Genomic DNA, 16,912 nt, shown 5'->3' on the forward strand with positions numbered 1-16,912 from the left:
GGTTCTGCCAGCAGAGTGGGCGACATGAAGGCAACCGGAACCATCGAAGTGAAGAGCTGGGACGAGAACACCTGGGACGGCCGCCCCTACAAGGAGGTCGAGGGCCGCAAGCTGACCGAGGCGCACGTCCAGTTCGCCTACGCGGGTGACGTCAGCGGGATCGGGAACTGCCGGTACCTCATGTACTACGGCGACGACGTGGCGTGGACGACCGCGCTTGAGGAGATCACCGCAGACGACGGCACGCTGGTGCTGCGGCACGTCGGCGCGTACCGGACGGGCGTGGAGGCCGTGATCGAGATCGTGGACGGCACCGGCGCCTACAAGGGCGCGCGAGGTGCGGCAACGGTCGACTGGGCGGAGGATGGCAGCGCCACCTACACCCTGGAGTACGAGGTCTGAACATGACCAACGCCCCCATCTACGACGCGACCAAGCAGCGGATCACCGAACTCGTGAAGGACAGGGACCCGCAGACGCCCGTGGCGGCGACCCCGGGCTGGTCCGTCAAGGACGTGGTGGCGCATCTGGCCGGCGGTCTGCGTGACTTCGTGGACCGCCGGTTCGACGGGGTCGAGTCCGGTGAGTGGGGCGAACGGCAGGTCCGCGACCGCAAGGACAACTCGCTGGACGACGCCTTCGCCGAGTGGGACGCGAACCGCGAACGCGCCGAGCCGCTGTTCGACTCCCCCATGGGATCCGTGCTGATCGCCGAGGTGGTGGCGCACGAGCACGATCTCCGTGCCGCGTTGGGGGTTCCGGGCGACCGGGACAGCCTGGCGGTGCGGGCCGCGTTGACGAAACCGTTGCAGCAGCTGGATCAGCGGATGCGGGAGAACGAGGTGCCCGCGCTGCGGATCACGCTGGAGCACGGGGACCGGGTGCTCGGCCACGGCGAGCCCGCGGGGACGTTGCGGACGACGTCGTTCGAGCTGATGCGCGCGATCGGCGGGCGGCGCTCGGTGGACCAGATCAAGGCGCTGGACTGGGACGGCGATCCGGACACCTGGATCGCGGCGCTGGCGCTGTTCGGACGGCACCGGCCCGAGCCGTTCGAGGAATGAGACGATCTGCGCGTGTCAGACGACCAGACGTGCCAGCGCTGCGGCGAAACCGTTGAGCTGAGCCAGGAAGACTTCGAGCTCTTCGAGCGGATGCACCCCGACTGCTTCCACTACGCGTTCGAGCACGACGTGAACAAGCCGGGACTCGCGGAAGACGAGGACTGCGGCGATCCTGCCTGCCCGTCAGCGGTCTGACGGACAGGCAGGACAGCGGGATCAGCTGCCGTACGCGGAGAGCGGCGGGCAGGAGCAGACCAGGTTGCGGTCGCCCTTGGCGCCGTCGATGCGGCGGACCGGCGGCCAGATCTTCGGAGCACCGGTACCGGCCGGGTACACGGCCTCCTCGCGGGTGTACGGGTGGTTCCACTCGCCGACGGTCACGCAGGCCGCGGTGTGCGGGGCGTTGCGCAGCGGGTTGTCCTCGACGGGCCACTCGCCCGCGCCCACGCGGTCGATCTCGCGCTTGATGGCGATCATGGCGTCGATGAACCTGTCGATCTCGGCCAGGTCCTCGGACTCGGTCGGCTCGACCATCAGGGTGCCGGCGACCGGGAACGACATCGTCGGGGCGTGCAGGCCGTAGTCGGCAAGGCGCTTCGCCACGTCGTCCACCGTCACGCCGGTGGCCTTCGTCAACGGCCGCAGGTCGAGGATGCACTCGTGGGCCACGAAGCCGCCCTCGCCGGTGTAGAGGACCGGGTAGTGCTCGTCCAGCCTGCGGGCCACGTAGTTCGCGGCCGCCACGGCGGTCAGGGTGGCGCGGCGCAGACCGTCGCCGCCCATCATGCGCACGTAGGCCCACGAGATCGGCAGGATCGACGCGGAACCCCACGGGGCAGCCGAAATCGGGCCGACACCGGTCGCGGGACCGGCGGTGGGCTGCAGCGGGTGGTTCGGCAGGAACGGCGCGAGGTGCGAGCGGACGCCGATCGGGCCGACGCCGGGGCCACCGCCGCCGTGCGGGATGCAGAACGTCTTGTGCAGGTTCAGGTGCGAGACGTCCGAGCCGAACTTGCCGTAGCGCGCCAGGCCGATCAGCGCGTTGAGGTTCGCACCGTCGACGTACACCTGGCCGCCGGCGTCGTGCACCAGGCCGCAGACCTCGCGGACGGTGTCCTCGTACACGCCGTGCGTCGACGGGTACGTGATCATGATCGCGGCCAGGTCGTCGGCGTGCTCGGCGACGGTCTCACGCAGGTGGCCCATGTCGATGTTGCCCTTGTCGTCGCACTTCACGACGACGACGCGCATGCCGGCCATGACGGCGGACGCGGCGTTGGTGCCGTGCGCGGACGACGGGATCAGGCAGACGTCGCGGTCGGCGTTGCCGTTCGCGCGGTGGTAGGCGCGGATCGCCAGCAGACCGGCGAACTCACCCTGCGAACCGGCGTTGGGCTGCAACGAAACCGCGTCGTAGCCGGTGACCTCGGCCAGCCACGCTTCGAGGTCGGAGACGATCTTCAGCAGGCCGGCGGCGTCCTCGACGGGCGCGAACGGGTGCAGCGTCGAGAACTCCGGCCACGTGATGGACTCCATCTCCGCGGTGGCGTTCAGCTTCATCGTGCAGGAGCCGAGCGGGATCATGCTGCGGTCGAGCGCGACGTCCTTGTCCGACAACGCACGCAGGTAGCGCAGCAGCGCGGTCTCGGAGCGGTGCGCGTGGAAGACCGGGTGGGTCAGGTAGTCGGACGTGCGGCGCAGGTCGGCCGGGACACCGTCCGCCGTGTCGGCGTCGATGGCGTCCACATCGGACCCGGTGACCCCGAACGCTTCCCACACAGCCACGACGTGCGCACGCGTCGTCTTCTCGTCGCAAGCGATTGCGACAACGTCGGCGTCGACCAGGCGCAGGTTGATGCCGGCGGTACGAGCCTTCTCGACGACCGCAGCGGCCTGACCCTCAACCCGAACCTGCACGGTGTCGAAGAACTCGCCGTGCACGACGTCCAGACCGGCCTCGCACAGGCCGGTGGCGAGCACGGTGGCCATGCGGTGCACGCGGGTCGCGATCGCCCGCAGGCCCTCGGGACCGTGGTAGACCGCGTACATCGACGCGATCACGGCGAGCAGGACCTGCGCGGTGCAGATGTTCGACGTCGCCTTCTCGCGGCGGATGTGCTGCTCGCGAGTCTGCAACGCCAGGCGGTAGGCCAGCGAACCGTCGGCGTCGACGGAGACACCGACCAGGCGGCCGGGCAGCTGACGCTCCAAGCCGGACCGGACGGCCATGTAACCGGCGTGCGGCCCACCGAACCCGATCGGCACACCGAATCGCTGCGTGGTGCCGATGACGACGTCCGCACCGATCTCGCCCGGCGCGCGCAGCAGCGTCAACGCCAGCAGGTCCGCCGCGACAACGGCCTGCGCGCCCGCAGCGTGGATCTCCTCGATCAACGGCTTCTGGTCGCGCACCACACCGGACGCACCGGGGTACTGCAGGAGCACGCCGAAGAAGTCGCCGCCCAGGCCGAGGCCCTCGATGCCCTGCGACAGGTCCGCGACCACGATCTCGATGCCCAGCGGCTCGGCGCGCGTCTCGATGACGGCCAGCGTCTGCGGCAACGTGTCGGCGTCCACGACGAACTTGTTCGACTTGCTGCGACCCGCGCGGCGCACCAGCGTCATCGCCTCGGCGGCGGCCGTCGACTCGTCCAGCATGGACGCGTTCGCGACCGGCAGCCCGGTCAGGTCGCCGACCATGGTCTGGAAGTTCAGCAGCGCCTCAAGACGGCCCTGCGAGATCTCCGGCTGGTACGGCGTGTAGGCCGTGTACCAGGCCGGGCTTTCGAGGACGTTGCGCAGGATCACGCCCGGCGTGACGGTGTCGTAGTAGCCGAGGCCGATCATCTGCGTCATCGGCCGGTTCTGCGACGCGAGCTCACGCAGCTCGGCCAGCGCCTCGGTCTCGGTGGCGGGGTCCGGCAGGTCCAGCACGAGGTCACGCTCGTGAATGGACGAAGGCACCGCGCGCTGCGCCAGCTCCTCAAGCGATCCGACGCCGATGACGTCGAGGATGCGCGCGAGTTCGGCGGGGCGCGGACCGACGTGGCGGTCGGCGAACGGGGTGCCGTGCTCGAGAGCGGCGAGCGGAATGCGGTCCTGCGTCATCAAACGCCTCCGGGGGCTGCGGGCACACGTGTCCTGGTGCCCTCCCCGCTCTGTCCGTACCCGACACCGGGCGCCTGAGAGGTTCACCCCGGCGTACCAGGGCTTTCACCGTCGGCGGGATCTCGAAAGATCCACTTTCCAGAGGCGTCTCGCTCACGCGGTCCTGGATGCCTGAGAGGTTCCCGGGGAGGAACTTGCTCCTTCGGCGCCGGGTTCGAAACCCGGTCTCTCCCGCCTGAGTTCAGCGACTACCCGCGAAGAATACCCGCAGGTGGCCCACCTAGTCGCTAGGGACGCGACCTACGTCTCAACAGCGAGACGGCGCAGCACCCTGCTGACCGGGTCGAGCAGGTCGTCGCGCACCGCCACCAGCAGGTGCGCGGTGTTCACGACATCGTCGCCGCGCTGGGCCGCGACGAGCTTCGCACCCTCGAAGAACCTCTCCACCCCGGCACCGAGAGCGGCCGGCAACGTGGCCGGATCCACTCCCGCCGCACGCAGCGCCGCCGCCCCACCGGACTCGAACTCCGGCCGCAACCGCCTGCGTGCGACCGTCAGCTGGTGGTCGACCGTGAGCACCGCGGCCACCAGGTCGGCAGCCGTGGCTTCCTGGCGCCCGGCGGCCACCGCGAGCCTCGTCGCCTCGTTGCGCACCACGGTCAGCACCGGTCCGCCCAGCCCCTGGCCGCGGGCGACGAACCGGACCAGCCACCGCACGTAGCCGCCACCGGAGTCACCCTCCAACGCGCCGGCCCGGCGCAGCAGGTACACGGCTGGAGCCTCTTCCGGTTCCGCGGCCTTCCGCACGGCTTCGATCGTGGCCCCGACGTCCACGCGCAGGGCGGTGAACAGGTCAGCGGCCCGTCCGGACTCGAGCGACAGCAACGCCACCGAGAGGTGGGTCGTGGTCAGCACACCGTCGCCGGCCTCGGCGATCGCCGCGCGCAAACACCCGTCCAACGCCCGGCTCACCGGCAGCGCGGGCCCGACGAGGACGTGGTCGTGGGCCGCGCGCATCAACGCGATCACGTCCGGATCGGAGTCGCCGACGCCACCGTCGTCACCGGCCCAGACCCTCGCCATCGCCCGTGCCCGCACCGATTTCACGCCCAGCCTGCGGCCGCGGCCGATCGAGTCCGCCAGCGCGATCAGCATGTGCTCGGTGCCGACGAACTCCAGTCCGGACGCTTGTTTCACCGCGGCCGCCAGCACCTTCACGACCTGCTTGGAGGGTGTGCACTTCATGTGATCAACGCTAGGGAGCGCTCCCGCCTCAGCGCGTCTGCCACCCGGCCATCGGCAACGGCCGGTCGGCCAGAACCGAGGCCAGCGGATCGGCTGGATCTTCGAGCAACGCCAGCAGCAGGTGCATCGGCTCCACCACGGCGTCGCCGCACCGGGCCGCGATTCGCTTCGCGTCCTTGTGCAGCCGCACGCCGTCAACGGCAGGGCTTTCCACCGCGAGCAACCCGGCCACGTCCAGCCCTGCCGCGCGCAACACGTCAGCGGCAGCGGACCCGTGCGCAGGAAGCAACCTCAGCCCAGCGGCGACCAGCTGATCGTCGACCGCCAAGATCGCGGCCAGGACTTCCGCCGCCGTCGGCCGAGCACCGGCAGCCAGCCGGTGCGCCTCACCGTTCACCGCAACCGACAGCGCTCCGAAACGGTTGAAGCGCGTGTGCAGAGGCATGATCCACCGCCAGAAACCACCGCGGGGCTGGCCTTCCAGCGCACCCGAGTCCTTCAACACCTCCACTGCGGGCGTGTACTCAGGCTTGGCCACCTCGGGCACGGTGGCGATCAACGCCTCGACGTCCACCCGCTGGGCCGCGAACAGCTCGGCGGCGCGCCCGGTCTCCTGCCGCAGCAGGGCGAGCATGAGATGAGCAGTGGTGAGCACGCCCGCGCCGGCGTCGTCGAGCGCCCGCGTCAGGCACTCCCGCAGCGCCAGGCTCTCCGGACAGGTCACCGACCCGTTGAAGCGCTCGGCCTGGCTCAGCAGCGCCACCACGTCCGCGCGGGCCTCGCCACCGACGCCACCGTCGTCATCGGACCAGTTGTTCGCCCACCGCGCGTCCAGGGCCTGCTTTCGCAGCGGGTCCAGGTTCAGCCGACGACCGACGCCGTCCAACGTCAGCAGCCCGATCAGCAGATCGACTGTCCCCACGAAATCACCGCGCGACGCCGACGTCAGTGCCACCGACAGGGCGCTTCGAGCGTGAGACGAGGCGATCATGTCCGAAATGCTACGGAAGATCCCGATCTAGCCGGTCGCGCGTTCCCGCCGGCGACGCGTCAGCTCGTCCTCCGTCATGGGAGCGATCTCGACGCCGTCCGCACGTTCGGCCGGGAACTCGTGGATCGTGCCGGAGATCTCCCGCATCGCACCGGAGACCGCGATGCCGAACACGCCCTGACCGCCCTGCAGCAGGTCGACGACCTCTTCCGGCGACGTGCACTCGTAGACGGTCGTGCCGTCCGAGAACAACGTGATCTTCGCCAGGTCCTGCACGCCACGGCGACGCAGGTGGTCGACCGCGACCCGGATGTTCTGCAGCGAGACGCCGGTGTCCAGGAGTCGCTTCACGACCTTGAGCACCAGGATGTCCTTGAAGGAGTACAACCGCTGGCTGCCGGAGCCGTGGGCCATCCTTATCGTCGGGGCGACGAGTCCGGTGCGGGCCCAGTAGTCGAGCTGCCGGTACGTGATGCCCGCGATCTGACACGCCGCGGGACCCCGGTAGCCGACGAGCTCGTCCGGCAGCGAGGAGTCCGGGAACAGCTCACCCTGCTGCCCGGATTCGGCCCTCACGGGCGCTTCCTCGACCACGCCTGCCTCCCCTCGCCAACGGCCACGAAAGTCGAAGCCGTCAAGCCACCGGGTCAGCTCGCGCAAAACCGGCGACGTCCACTCGAGTTCGACGGTAAGACCGGTCCGAGGGCTGGTCAACGCGACGCGCGGGGAGTGTCGACCCTCAACCTCAGGTGGAGAGTCATACCGTCACCCGAACTAGGACGTTCAGGTGACGTTTAGTGATCGTTTAGCGGTGAGAACGGACACAAAGTAGTCCGATCGAGGGACATCCGAACGAACTACCCTGGGTCCAAACGAGACGGAGTGCGACACACCGCAAAACTCAGGTGTCGGCGCCCCTGAAGTCCTCGGGAGAGACCGAGTCGAGGAACTCGCGGAACTTCTCGACCTCGTCCTCCTGCTCGTCGGGGATGATCAGGCCGGCCTCGGCCAGCACCGACTCCTCGGCGTGGATCGGCACGCCCACGCGCAACGCCAGCGCCACCGAGTCCGAGGGCCGTGCGGACACCCGCACGTCGCCGTCGAACACGAGCTCGGCGAAGAACGTGCCCTCCTGCAGGTCGGTGATCCGCACCTGTTCGAGGTTGCGCCCCAGTGCCCCGATCACGTCCTTCAGCAGGTCGTGTGTCAGCGGCCGGGCGGGACGAACGCCCTGTTGCTCGAGTGCGATGGCCGTGGCCTCGACGGACCCGATCCAGATCGGCAGATACCGCTCACCCTCGGTTTCACGAAGAAGAAGGATCGGCTGGTTCTGGGGCAGCTCCACCCGCACGCCGACGACGCGCATCTCGCTCATCGGGCCTCGCCTCCCTCTGTTCGTTCGGGGAGTACCCGGATTCCACACCCGAGCATCCCCCGGCGTACACGTCCGACGCTACCCGCCAAGCGGGCCGAGTGCTCAATCGTTGCGGGCAGATCGTGATCAAGACTGCACCCGGCAACCGATCACGAGTGACGCAAGCCCGCTCTTACCAACAACGTGTGCAACGAGGTGAACAGGTCAGCCAATTCCCGGACCGTCTCGGGATCTGAGAAAGACTTCAGCAGGACCACCTCGTGATCCGCTGCCGCACGAACCGCGCGCAGGTGCTCGCGCTCGACGCCGAGTCCGGTCATCGTCCGGATCGTGCGGAGCGCGGTGATGTCCTCGGCGGTGAACCGGCCGCCGGGGCCGGGGCGCAGCAGACCGTCACGTTCCAGCTGGGACAGCTGTTCCGGGCTGATTCCGGTCTGGGCCAGGAGTTCGACGCGTGACACCGAAGTGGAGTCCACGGGGGTGGCGTCGAGCTGCTCGCGGATCACCTTGAGCGGCAGGTACCTGTCGCGTTGTGCGGACAGCACGAACCGCAGCCTCTCGACGTCCGCCACGGAGAACTGGCGGTAGCCGGAGGCGGTGCGTGCCGGGCGGACCAGCCCCTCCGCTTCCAGGAAGCGGATTTTGGAGATGGTGACCTCGGGGAACTCGGGGCGGAGCTGTGACAGCACCGCCCCGATGCTCAGTGCCCCGCGTTGTGGCCGCCCGGCCGTCACGCGTCAGGCTCCGGAGGAGCCAGGACCCGTCAGGAAGACGAGGCGGAACTTGCCGATCTGAACCTCGTCGCCGTTCGCGAGGACGGCCTGGTCGACCGGCTCGCGGTTGACGTAGGTGCCGTTGAGGCTGCCGACGTCGATGACGACGAACTCGCCGCTCTCCCGGCGGAACTCGGCGTGGCGGCGCGAGACCGTCACGTCGTCCAGGAAGATGTCGCTGTCGGGGTGGCGCCCTGCGCTCGTCGTGTCGCGGTCCAGCAGGAACCGGGAACCGGCGTTGGGGCCGCGCTTCACCACGAGCAGCGCGGATCCGGCGGGAAGAGCGTCAACGCCGGCAACGGCCGGCTCCTGGGCGGGCGCCTCGGCGCCGCCTTCCATCTCCTGGAGGAAGTCCGCCCGGAAGACGGAGGTCCGCTCCGGGGACTGCTCCGGCGGAACGCCTGGGCCGTCGTTCGTGCTCACCTGAGCTCTCCTCCTGCTGCTGGATCCGTCATTTCCGGTAAAACCTATCGCGTTCGGGTCGCCACCCGAGGAGCGGCTCCCCTTCCGGCCGAAGATCCGGCGAAAGATCGACGTCACTCCTTCTCCACCAACGCCTTGTACCCGTCCGCGTCCAGCAGGCCTTCCAGCGCGTCCGCGTCGTTCAGGCGGATCTCCACCATCCAGCCCTCGCCGTACGGGTCGGTGTTCACGGAGTCCGGTGCCTGCACCAACGCGTCGTTGATGGCGACGACCTCGCCGTCGAGCGGCGAGTAGAGGTCGGACACGCTCTTGGTGGACTCGACCTCGCCGAACGTGTCGCCCGCCGAGACGGTGTGACCGACCTCGGGCAGCTGGACGAAGACGACGTCGCCGAGCTGTTCCTGGGCGTAGTCGGTGATGCCGACGCGCACGGTGTTCTCACCTGTGGAGGCGACCCACTCGTGCTCCTCGGTGTAGCGAAGCTCCTCGGGAATCAACTGACTGCGCTCCTCGTGCTGAACCTGTATGGGGTGATCTTTTCACGCGGCCCTGTCGGGAGTGACCCGCAGGGCCAGGAAGAACTGGTAGACGTACAGCAGCGCCGACCACAGGTAGAGCGCTCCGCCCCAGGCCGTGAACGCGTAGGCGAACGGCTGCGCGGCCTGCGCCCAGCCCGAGTCGCCCTGTGCGAGCAGCAGCAGGGGGAACGCGTACAGCAGGTTGAAAGTCGCGGCCTTGCCCAGGTAGGTGACCTCGAACGGGCCCCAGCCGCGCCCGCGCAGGATCAGCAGGCAGATGCCGACGACGACCTCTCGCGCCACGAGCACGAGGGCGATCCACAGCGGAACGATGTCCCTGATCACGAACGCCAGCAGCGTGCAGAACACGTAGAGGCGGTCGGCGGCGGGATCGAGCAGCGCACCGAGCTTGCTCATCTGGTTGAGCCAGCGGGCGAGCTTGCCGTCCAGCCAGTCGGAAAGCCCCGCGAAGACGAGGACGAGCAGCGCCCAGCCGTCCGCGCGGGGTCCGAGCAACAGGTACAGGAAGAGCGGAACACCGGCCAGCCGCAACACGCTGAGCAGGTTCGGAATCGTCAGCAGGCGATCAGCCGGATCACGCACACCCGCACTCTAAACGAGTGACTGCGCAGGGGCTGCCGGATGGCCTCACGGCACGCGGTGCGCTGGTTGCGGGTCTTGTGCGGAGCGTTCGTTTCTTACAAGTAAACGATCATGCTGTCTTGAAGAGCGTCCAGCCTCGGCGCTGCATCTCGGCGCCGGAGATGGCGTGCGGGCGGCCCCGGTCGTCCCGGCCGACCCAGCGAGCGCGAAGACCCTCGAGCACGTAGGCGTGGCCCCGGCTCCACACGACGCTGCACGGCGTCGTGGGCAGTTCCTCGGCCTGCTGCGGCTGGGTCTCCATGGCGGTTCTCATTTCAGTCCCTCCGTGACATCAGGGATGTCGCGCACCGGGGCTCCGGCGTTATCCCTGGAAACGAATTCTGTCGGACTGTGGTTCAGAACACGTGTCATGTTTGGGTCCTAAGCGTTAACTGGGCCGAACGGCGCGCCGAGCTGTTCGGACCCGAAGCTCGGCGGATGACTGGTTGGTTGTCTACGCAACCGTTCGTCGTACGCCGATGACCGCACAACGTTTGCGACATATCGGCCTGGCCTAACCTCAACCCGTGGACCAGGTGAAATTCGGTGCGGAGCTCATCTCCCGGTTGATGGACCACCTCTGCTCACAGCTGCCGGGGTGTACCGGCGCCGGACTGAGCGTGTGGCCTGAAGGCAAGCTCGTGCGCGCCATCGGCGCCGCGGCCGAACTGGACGCGGAGCAGCTCGCCGGTGGCGCGGGACCGCTCGTCGACGCCTCGCGCGACGAACGGCAGGTCAGCGGGAAGGTCGGCGGCATGGACGTCGTCGCGGTGCCGGGCAGCTGGGGCAACAGCGGCCCGGTCGTGCTGACCGTGTACCTCGACCACGAGCCGGGGGTCGCGGACCTGAAGGCGATCGAGGAGATCGAACCGCTCGTCGCGACCGCCGCGGCGGTGGTCGAGTTCTGCGCCGGCGAGGTCCTGCGCGCCGACCAGATGGTCCGGATGGTCCAGCACCGGCGCTACATCGAACAGGCCAAGGGGCTGGTGATGGGAGCGCGGCCGTCCGCGCCCGGCGAGGCGTTCGAGCTGCTGGTGCGGGCCAGCCAGCACGCCAACGTGAAGCTGCGGGACGTGGCGACGGCGCTGGTGCTGATCGTCGGCGGGACGCTGGAGGACAGCGCGGAGGAGGTCGTCGAGCCGCCCGCCGTCGCGTTCGACGTCGCCAGACGCCTCTGGGAGGCCCTCAGAAAGTGACGCCTCACGTTTGAGTCACCCTCTGGTTGGGTACGGAGTGCTCGACCTGTTCTGTGTGGCGGCCACCCCGTACGGTGAGGCCGCAGCGGTTGAGCCAGCAGCCGCGTCGGAGCCGCTGCGGTGGCGGCTCCCTGTGGTGCGAGAGGGAGAACATCGGTGACTGTGCAGGACCCGCGAGCGGAACAGACCATCGCCCTGTCGGCGCGCCAGCCGGCGGCCGGCGTCACTGTCCTCGCCGTGTCCGGCGAGGTCGACATGGTGTCCGCGCCCGCGCTGCGTGACGCCATGGTGAACGGCCTCGCCGACGGCGGCACCTACGTGGTGGACATGACCGGCGTGACGTTCCTCGGATCGGCCGGACTTGCGGTGCTCGTGGAGGCGGCCCGCCTGGCGCCCCAGCATTCCGCGGCTCTCAAGGTCGTGGCCACCGCACGTGCTGTGACACGGCCTCTGGAGGCCACGGGACTCGGTGAGGTGTTCAGCGTGCACGAGTCCGTGGACGCTGCTGTGAGTGCCTAATCGGGTGTTCGGACGATGAGGCGGTTTCCAGCCGCCTCGAGCGCCTCGGAGACCGCGAGAAGGGCGTGCTGCACGCCGTCTCTCTCGCGGCCGAGCCGGGTGAGGTCGACGGTCAACGGCACGGTCCCCCCGCGCGCCGCCGTGATCAGCGTGCGTCGCAACGACGGACCGGCTGTCGCGGGCACGTTCCCGCTCACGACCGCCACAACGCCGGAGGAGGTCTCGTACACGTGCACTTCGCAGTCGGGCGTGACCTGTGGTCCGAGCGTCAGTGGCGAACGGGCGCGACGCAGCCGCACGGTCGTGCCGCTCGCCGAGCGGTCGATCTCGACCTCGTCCACGCTCTCACGCATGAGCAGAAGCCCTCTGCCGCGCATGGTGAGCGCGGGCGGCGGAACGCGCCACTGGCCGTGGTCGATGACGCGGACGTCGACCGTGCCGTCGTCGTCCACGTGTGCACGCACCTCCACGGTGCCGCGCGCGGGCTCCGGGTACGCGTGCTCGACGGAGTTGTTGACCGCTTCGCTGACCGCCAGCACGAGGTCGCTCGCCTCGTCCTCACCGAATCCGCTGTCCTGCAGCCACGCACGCAGTTGGTGTCGCACGGGCGCCACCTCGCGCGCGTCTGCGGGGATGTGGAGAGCCAGGAAGTCCTCGTGCACCAGCACAACGCTCCTCCCCGTGGATTGCTTCTGCCAGGTGACTTCCCAGGCAGCCGAGTCAATACACGTGTGAAATGAGATCGATTCGGGTACGGCAATGACATGCCGGCCTTCAGCAGAACGGACTACGAGGTGGGTGTGACGCAATTGTCAGGGGTCGAACTGCGGATGGCCGCGGATCCCACGCAGCTGTCCATCGTCCGCGCCGTCGCGGCGGACATCGCGATGCGCCAGGACTTCGACCTCGACTCGATCGAGGACCTGAAGCTCGCCGTCGACGAGACGTGCTCGACGTTGATCACGCTGGCCGCCGACGACGCGGTGCTCAGCTGCCACTTCGCGGTGGACGGCGCGGGCGCGGTCAGGGTGGCGGCCAAGGTCTCCGCGAAGTCCGCGGCAGGGCCCGACGAGGGCAGCTTCGGCTGGCGCGTGCTGACCGCGCTCGTCGACTCCGTGCGGACCGAAGTCGAGGAGACCGAAGGGTTCGTGGTCCACATCGACCTCGTGAAGTCCTCGGCAGGGGCGGTGGATGCGTGACGGGCTCGGAGGAGGCGACCAAAACCGCCCCTGAGGAGAAGAAGTCGCAGGGCGGTGACTACGACCACCTGGCCCCGTTGTTCGCCGAGCTCGCGCTGCTCCCCGAGGGCGGCAAGCGCGAGGCGTTGCGGGACAGGCTCGTCACCGAACACCTCCCGGTCGCCCAGCACATCGCCCGCCGCTTCGGCCACCGAGGCGAACCGCACGAGGACCTCGTGCAGGTCGCGACGGTGGGCCTGATCAACGCGGTCGACCGCTTCGACCCGGACCGCGGCTCCGACTTCCTGTCGTTCGCCGTGCCCACGATCATGGGCGAGGTCCGCAAGTACTTCCGCGACTCCAGCTGGTCGGTCCGGATGCCGCGACGTCTGAAAGAGCTGCACCTCGCGATCAACGCGGGCACCTCGCGGCTCGCACAGTCGCTCGGCCGCGCCCCCACACCGTCCGAACTGGCCGAGCACCTGGGCCTGTCGCGCGACGAGATCCACGAAGGACTCGCGGCCGGAAACGCTTACCAGAGCGCGTCTTTGGACGACATGCTCATGTCCGAGGACTCGTCGATCTCGCTCGGCTCGACGATCGGCGAGGAAGATCCAGAGATCGCGATGATCGAGCAACGGGAGGCGCTGCACCCGTTGCTGCAGAAGCTGCCGGAGCGCGAGCGCAAGATCGTGATCATGCGCTTCTTCGGCAACATGACGCAGACGCAGATCGCGCAGAAGGTCGGGATCTCGCAGATGCACGTCTCGCGGCTGCTCGCGAAGACGCTGCGTCAGCTCAGAGACGTGCTCGAAGAGTGACGCGGTGAGTGGTTGTGGTCGCTCCGCCGGCCACAACCACTCACAACGCTACGAAGCGACACGAACGCGGCGCCGGGCTGCGGCGATGATCTGGCGCCGTTCGTCCTCCCCCATGCCACCCCACACGCCATAAGGCTCCTGAGCCTCCAGGGCGTGCTCGCGGCACATCTCAAGGACCGGGCAGTGCGCGCAGATGGCCTTGGCCTTCTCCTCCCGAGCCGCACGGGCGTACCCGCGCTCGTTGTCGGGGTGGAAGAACACGGCGCTGTTCTGCCCGCGGCACAGCCCTTCCATCTGCCAGTCCCACACGTCGGTGACCGGCTTGGGCAGGCGGGTCGTGCAGGTCATCGCGACTCCCTTGCTGGACGGAAGAGTTGCGATCACTGCGTACCCGTGGTCTGACCAGGGGTAAACCTGTTAGAGCCGTTCAGGTGCCCCGATGCCCAGGAGACCGAGCCCCAGCGTGAGCACCCGCGACGTCAACGTGAGCAGGTGCAGCCGCGAATCCTGCAACTCCTGCGTCGCCGCGGTGGCCACCGGGCACTGGTTGTAGAAGGTCGAGAACGCCGTGGCCGTCTCGAACAGGTAGCTGGTCACCTTGTGCGGCGCGAGCTCGTCAATGGCAGCCTGAATGGCCGTGGGCAGCTGCAAGAGCTTCAAGGCCAGATCACGCTCAGCCTGCTCTTCCAACACGAGAGCGGCGCTCTCAGGGGCAGCACGCCCCACCTTGCGCCCGATCGACAGAATCCGAGCGTTCGCGTACTGGATGTAAACCGACGTGTCGCCGGTCGTGGCCAGCATCTTCTCCCAGGTGAAGACGTAGTCCTTCTCCCGGTCGTTCGACAGGTCCGCGTACTTGACCGCCCCGAGCCCGATGGTGCGAGCGAGCTGCTCCTTCTCCGCACCCTCCACTTCGGACGTCTCGGGCATCACCTTGTACGAGTTCTCGATCGCCTCGTTCAACAGGTCGATCAACTTGATCGTCCCGCCGGCCCGCGTCCTGATGGTCTTCCCGTCCGACCCCAGAATCGTGCCGAACCCGGTGTGCACCGCCGTGTGCGCGTCGTCCAGCCACCCGGCCTGCTTCGACGTGGCGAAAATCATCTGGAAGTGCTGTGCCTGAGGCGTGCCGACCACATAAATCAGCTGGTCGACCTCCCGCTCCCGCACCCAGTACCGAGCGGTGGCGAAGTCCGTGGTCGCATACCCGTACCCGCCATCGCTCTTCCGCACGATCAACGGCAGCCGGTCACCCTCACGGTTGGTGAACCCGGGCGGGAACACGCACAGCGCCCCGTCACTGGTCTCCACGAGCCCCTTCTGCTGCAGCTCGGTGATCGTGTCCGCGAGGTACGGGTTGTAAAAGCTCTCTCCATAGTTGTCTTCAGCCGACAAGCCGATCCCGAGCAGCTCGTAGATCTGGTTGAAGTGCCGCTGCGACTCCCCCACCAGCTCTTTCCACAGGCCCAGCGTGTGCTCGTCGCCCCCTTGCAGCAACACCACCCGCCTGCGCGCCCGATCCGCGAAGTCCGGATCAGCGTCGAACTTCTGCCGCGCCTGCTGGTAGAACGCGTTGAGGTCGCTGATCTCGTGGTCAGCCCCGTGCCCCTCGTCCGTCAGATGCTCGATGAGCATGCCGAACGGCGTACCCCAGTCCCCGAGGTGGTTGTGCGGGATGACCTCGTGCCCGGCAAACGTGAGCAACCGGCAGAACGCGTCCCCGATGATCGTCGAGCGCAGGTGCCCGACGTGCATCTCCTTGGCGACGTTCGGGCTGCTGTAGTCAATCGCGATCCGACGCGGCTCTTCGGTCGTCGGCACACCCAAACGATCGTCGCCGAGCAGCTTCGCAGTCTCCTGCTCCAGCCACTCACGCTTCAGCTTGAGGTTGATGAACCCGGGCCCAGCGATCTCCGGCGCCTCGATCGCATCGCCCGCGTCGAGGTGCTCCACGATCAGCGACGCAACCTCACGCGGGTTCTTCCCGACCTTCTTGGCCAGGCTCATCGCCACGTTGCACTGATAATCCACACCGTCTCGGTTGGACGGTCGGATCAGCGCTTCCTCGGCAGTGATGTCCACGTCCAACGCCGCACGCAACGCACGCGCGACCCGCTGGCCCAGTTCGAGCCCGACATCCCCACGCAGCACTGAACCCACCTTTCCACCGCACCAGCACTTTTAGTCAGTATTTCACCCGGCACCAAACCCAATCCACCGCCCCGGACAACCGCGATGGCGAAGGTGAGCCGTCCTTCCCTCACGGGCCGAATGGGGTGGTCCCGTCACCGCCTACGCGAGCACCTGCGCAACCGACGCGCACACCTCACCACCGCCCAAGCAGCAGCGCCCCACCCCCGACAAGAGCAGCCACACTGACCACCCCGAACAACACAACCCACCCCAACGCCGGCACCCCGGTCAACCAAGCCAGCTGATCAGCATCAGACCGAGGCGCCTGCCGCCGCCACCTCTTGACCTGCAACTCCCAAACAGGCCGAACCCCACCCAACAACAAGAACCAGGCAAACACATAAGCGGCAGCGTCCCGAACCTCACCAGACGCATAGAACGACACGAAGAAGAACACCGCACCAGTGACAATGATCGAAACAACCCCGAACACGTTCCGAATCATCACCAACATCAACGCCAGGAACCCGATGCTGATCCACAACATCAACTGAATCTGCTCGTTGGTGATCAGCACAGCCGCCCCGAACCCGAGCAACGACGGCGCCACATACCCGGCCAACGCGGTGAACACCATCCCGGGCCCACGAGGCTTCCCCCGAGACACAGTGAGCCCACTGGTGTCGGAGTGCAGCTTGATCCCACTGAGCCGCCGCCCGAACAACACAGCCACCAACGCGTGCCCACCCTCATGGGCGATCGTGATGACGTTGCGGGTGACCGACCAGATCCCGTGCACAGCGACAGCCAGAAACGCAGCCAGCGCCGTACCCCAAGTGATCAGAACCTCGTGCGACAGCAGTTCGTCCGAGAGCATCGAGACATCGAAACAGACGCGGCGTGAGAGCCGCATGTGGGCTCTCACG

At 68.0% G+C, this 16,912-nt stretch carries 21 protein-coding genes and 1 riboswitch; of the genes, 7 read left to right on the forward strand and 14 right to left on the reverse strand.

Annotated elements, in window-relative coordinates:
* The first annotated feature begins 24 nt into the window (after positions 1–24).
* Genes LFM09_RS02115 through LFM09_RS02125 form a run of 3 tightly spaced genes read left to right on the forward strand, consistent with a single transcriptional unit; the run spans position 25 to position 1,259 of the window.
* Positions 25–402, forward strand: a complete 378-nt coding sequence (locus LFM09_RS02115) for a DUF3224 domain-containing protein (RefSeq protein WP_414094492.1) — start codon at positions 25–27, stop codon at positions 400–402.
* A gap of 2 nt (positions 403–404) precedes the next feature.
* Positions 405–1,064 (forward strand): maleylpyruvate isomerase family mycothiol-dependent enzyme, encoded by a 660-nt coding sequence (locus tag LFM09_RS02120; protein WP_414094493.1) that lies wholly within the window; start codon positions 405–407, stop codon positions 1,062–1,064.
* Between the two features lie 12 nt (positions 1,065–1,076).
* Entirely contained in the window at positions 1,077–1,259 is a 183-nt protein-coding gene (locus LFM09_RS02125; protein WP_414094494.1) for a hypothetical protein, read from the forward strand.
* Positions 1,260–1,280: 21 nt separating this feature from the next.
* Here the strand turns inward: LFM09_RS02125 and gcvP are convergent, their stop codons facing one another.
* The 10 genes from gcvP to LFM09_RS02175 all read right to left on the reverse strand — a co-directional run bounded on the left by gcvP (position 1,281) and on the right by LFM09_RS02175 (position 10,413).
* Positions 1,281–4,172 (reverse strand): aminomethyl-transferring glycine dehydrogenase, encoded by a 2,892-nt coding sequence (gene gcvP / locus LFM09_RS02130; protein WP_414094495.1) that lies wholly within the window; start codon positions 4,170–4,172, stop codon positions 1,281–1,283.
* Positions 4,173–4,320: 148 nt separating this feature from the next.
* Positions 4,321–4,416: riboswitch (glycine riboswitch) on the reverse strand.
* A 56-nt stretch (positions 4,417–4,472) separates the two neighbouring features.
* Positions 4,473–5,417 carry a Clp protease N-terminal domain-containing protein gene (locus tag LFM09_RS02135; RefSeq protein WP_414094496.1) on the reverse strand — a complete coding sequence of 315 codons (945 nt, stop codon included), beginning with the start codon at positions 5,415–5,417 and terminating at the stop codon, positions 4,473–4,475.
* Between the two features lie 28 nt (positions 5,418–5,445).
* Positions 5,446–6,408 (reverse strand): Clp protease N-terminal domain-containing protein, encoded by a 963-nt coding sequence (locus LFM09_RS02140; RefSeq protein ID WP_414094497.1) that lies wholly within the window; start codon positions 6,406–6,408, stop codon positions 5,446–5,448.
* A 27-nt stretch (positions 6,409–6,435) separates the two neighbouring features.
* On the reverse strand, positions 6,436–7,002 hold the full coding sequence (locus LFM09_RS02145) for a MerR family transcriptional regulator (RefSeq protein ID WP_030468960.1): 567 nt from the start codon (positions 7,000–7,002) through the stop codon (positions 6,436–6,438).
* A gap of 307 nt (positions 7,003–7,309) precedes the next feature.
* Entirely contained in the window at positions 7,310–7,783 is a 474-nt protein-coding gene (locus LFM09_RS02150; RefSeq protein ID WP_030468959.1) for a bifunctional nuclease family protein, read from the reverse strand.
* Positions 7,784–7,932: 149 nt separating this feature from the next.
* Positions 7,933–8,487: a MerR family transcriptional regulator gene (locus LFM09_RS02155; RefSeq protein ID WP_414094673.1), complete on the reverse strand. Its 555-nt coding sequence runs from the start codon at positions 8,485–8,487 to the stop codon at positions 7,933–7,935.
* A 33-nt stretch (positions 8,488–8,520) separates the two neighbouring features.
* The gene (gene garA, locus LFM09_RS02160; protein WP_414094498.1) at positions 8,521–8,979 is read right to left on the reverse strand and encodes a glycogen accumulation regulator GarA; all 459 of its coding nucleotides are present in this window, start codon (positions 8,977–8,979) and stop codon (positions 8,521–8,523) included.
* Between the two features lie 113 nt (positions 8,980–9,092).
* Positions 9,093–9,476: a glycine cleavage system protein GcvH gene (gene gcvH, locus LFM09_RS02165; RefSeq protein WP_045314585.1), complete on the reverse strand. Its 384-nt coding sequence runs from the start codon at positions 9,474–9,476 to the stop codon at positions 9,093–9,095.
* Between the two features lie 42 nt (positions 9,477–9,518).
* The gene (locus LFM09_RS02170; RefSeq protein WP_414094499.1) at positions 9,519–10,100 is read right to left on the reverse strand and encodes a CDP-alcohol phosphatidyltransferase family protein; all 582 of its coding nucleotides are present in this window, start codon (positions 10,098–10,100) and stop codon (positions 9,519–9,521) included.
* Between the two features lie 109 nt (positions 10,101–10,209).
* The gene (locus LFM09_RS02175) at positions 10,210–10,413 is read right to left on the reverse strand and encodes a hypothetical protein (protein ID WP_414094500.1); all 204 of its coding nucleotides are present in this window, start codon (positions 10,411–10,413) and stop codon (positions 10,210–10,212) included.
* A gap of 253 nt (positions 10,414–10,666) precedes the next feature.
* Here LFM09_RS02175 and LFM09_RS02180 point away from each other — a divergent pair, with 253 nt between their 5' ends.
* Both LFM09_RS02180 and LFM09_RS02185 read left to right on the forward strand, forming a co-directional pair.
* The gene (locus tag LFM09_RS02180; protein WP_414094501.1) at positions 10,667–11,335 is read left to right on the forward strand and encodes an ANTAR domain-containing protein; all 669 of its coding nucleotides are present in this window, start codon (positions 10,667–10,669) and stop codon (positions 11,333–11,335) included.
* A gap of 156 nt (positions 11,336–11,491) precedes the next feature.
* A complete protein-coding gene (locus tag LFM09_RS02185) occupies positions 11,492–11,854 on the forward strand; it encodes an STAS domain-containing protein (RefSeq protein WP_414094502.1) in 363 nt (120 codons plus the stop codon).
* On the opposite strand, the gene LFM09_RS02190 is transcribed toward LFM09_RS02185, so the two are convergent.
* Positions 11,851–12,522 (reverse strand): ATP-binding protein, encoded by a 672-nt coding sequence (locus LFM09_RS02190; RefSeq protein ID WP_414094503.1) that lies wholly within the window; start codon positions 12,520–12,522, stop codon positions 11,851–11,853. The genes LFM09_RS02185 and LFM09_RS02190 overlap by 4 nt on opposite strands.
* A gap of 132 nt (positions 12,523–12,654) precedes the next feature.
* On the opposite strand from LFM09_RS02190, the gene LFM09_RS02195 reads away from it, so the two are divergent.
* Positions 12,655–13,053 (forward strand): ATP-binding protein, encoded by a 399-nt coding sequence (locus tag LFM09_RS02195; RefSeq protein WP_414094504.1) that lies wholly within the window; start codon positions 12,655–12,657, stop codon positions 13,051–13,053.
* Complete coding sequence (locus LFM09_RS02200; protein ID WP_414094505.1) at positions 13,050–13,853, forward strand: SigB/SigF/SigG family RNA polymerase sigma factor; 804 nt, start codon at positions 13,050–13,052, stop codon at positions 13,851–13,853. The genes LFM09_RS02195 and LFM09_RS02200 overlap by 4 nt, the downstream gene beginning before the upstream one ends.
* Positions 13,854–13,901: 48 nt before the next feature.
* Here the strand turns inward: LFM09_RS02200 and LFM09_RS02205 are convergent, their stop codons facing one another.
* The 3 genes from LFM09_RS02205 to LFM09_RS02215 all read right to left on the reverse strand — a co-directional run bounded on the left by LFM09_RS02205 (position 13,902) and on the right by LFM09_RS02215 (position 16,899).
* On the reverse strand, positions 13,902–14,201 hold the full coding sequence (locus LFM09_RS02205; protein WP_414094506.1) for a WhiB family transcriptional regulator: 300 nt from the start codon (positions 14,199–14,201) through the stop codon (positions 13,902–13,904).
* Between the two features lie 69 nt (positions 14,202–14,270).
* Positions 14,271–16,004: an arginine--tRNA ligase gene (argS, locus tag LFM09_RS02210; RefSeq protein ID WP_414094507.1), complete on the reverse strand. Its 1,734-nt coding sequence runs from the start codon at positions 16,002–16,004 to the stop codon at positions 14,271–14,273.
* Between the two features lie 175 nt (positions 16,005–16,179).
* Positions 16,180–16,899 carry a M50 family metallopeptidase gene (locus tag LFM09_RS02215; RefSeq protein ID WP_414094674.1) on the reverse strand — a complete coding sequence of 240 codons (720 nt, stop codon included), beginning with the start codon at positions 16,897–16,899 and terminating at the stop codon, positions 16,180–16,182.
* Positions 16,900–16,912 lie beyond the last annotated feature (13 nt).

Source organism: Lentzea alba (assembly GCF_047445655.1).
Lineage (GTDB): Bacteria > Actinomycetota > Actinomycetes > Mycobacteriales > Pseudonocardiaceae > Lentzea > Lentzea alba_A.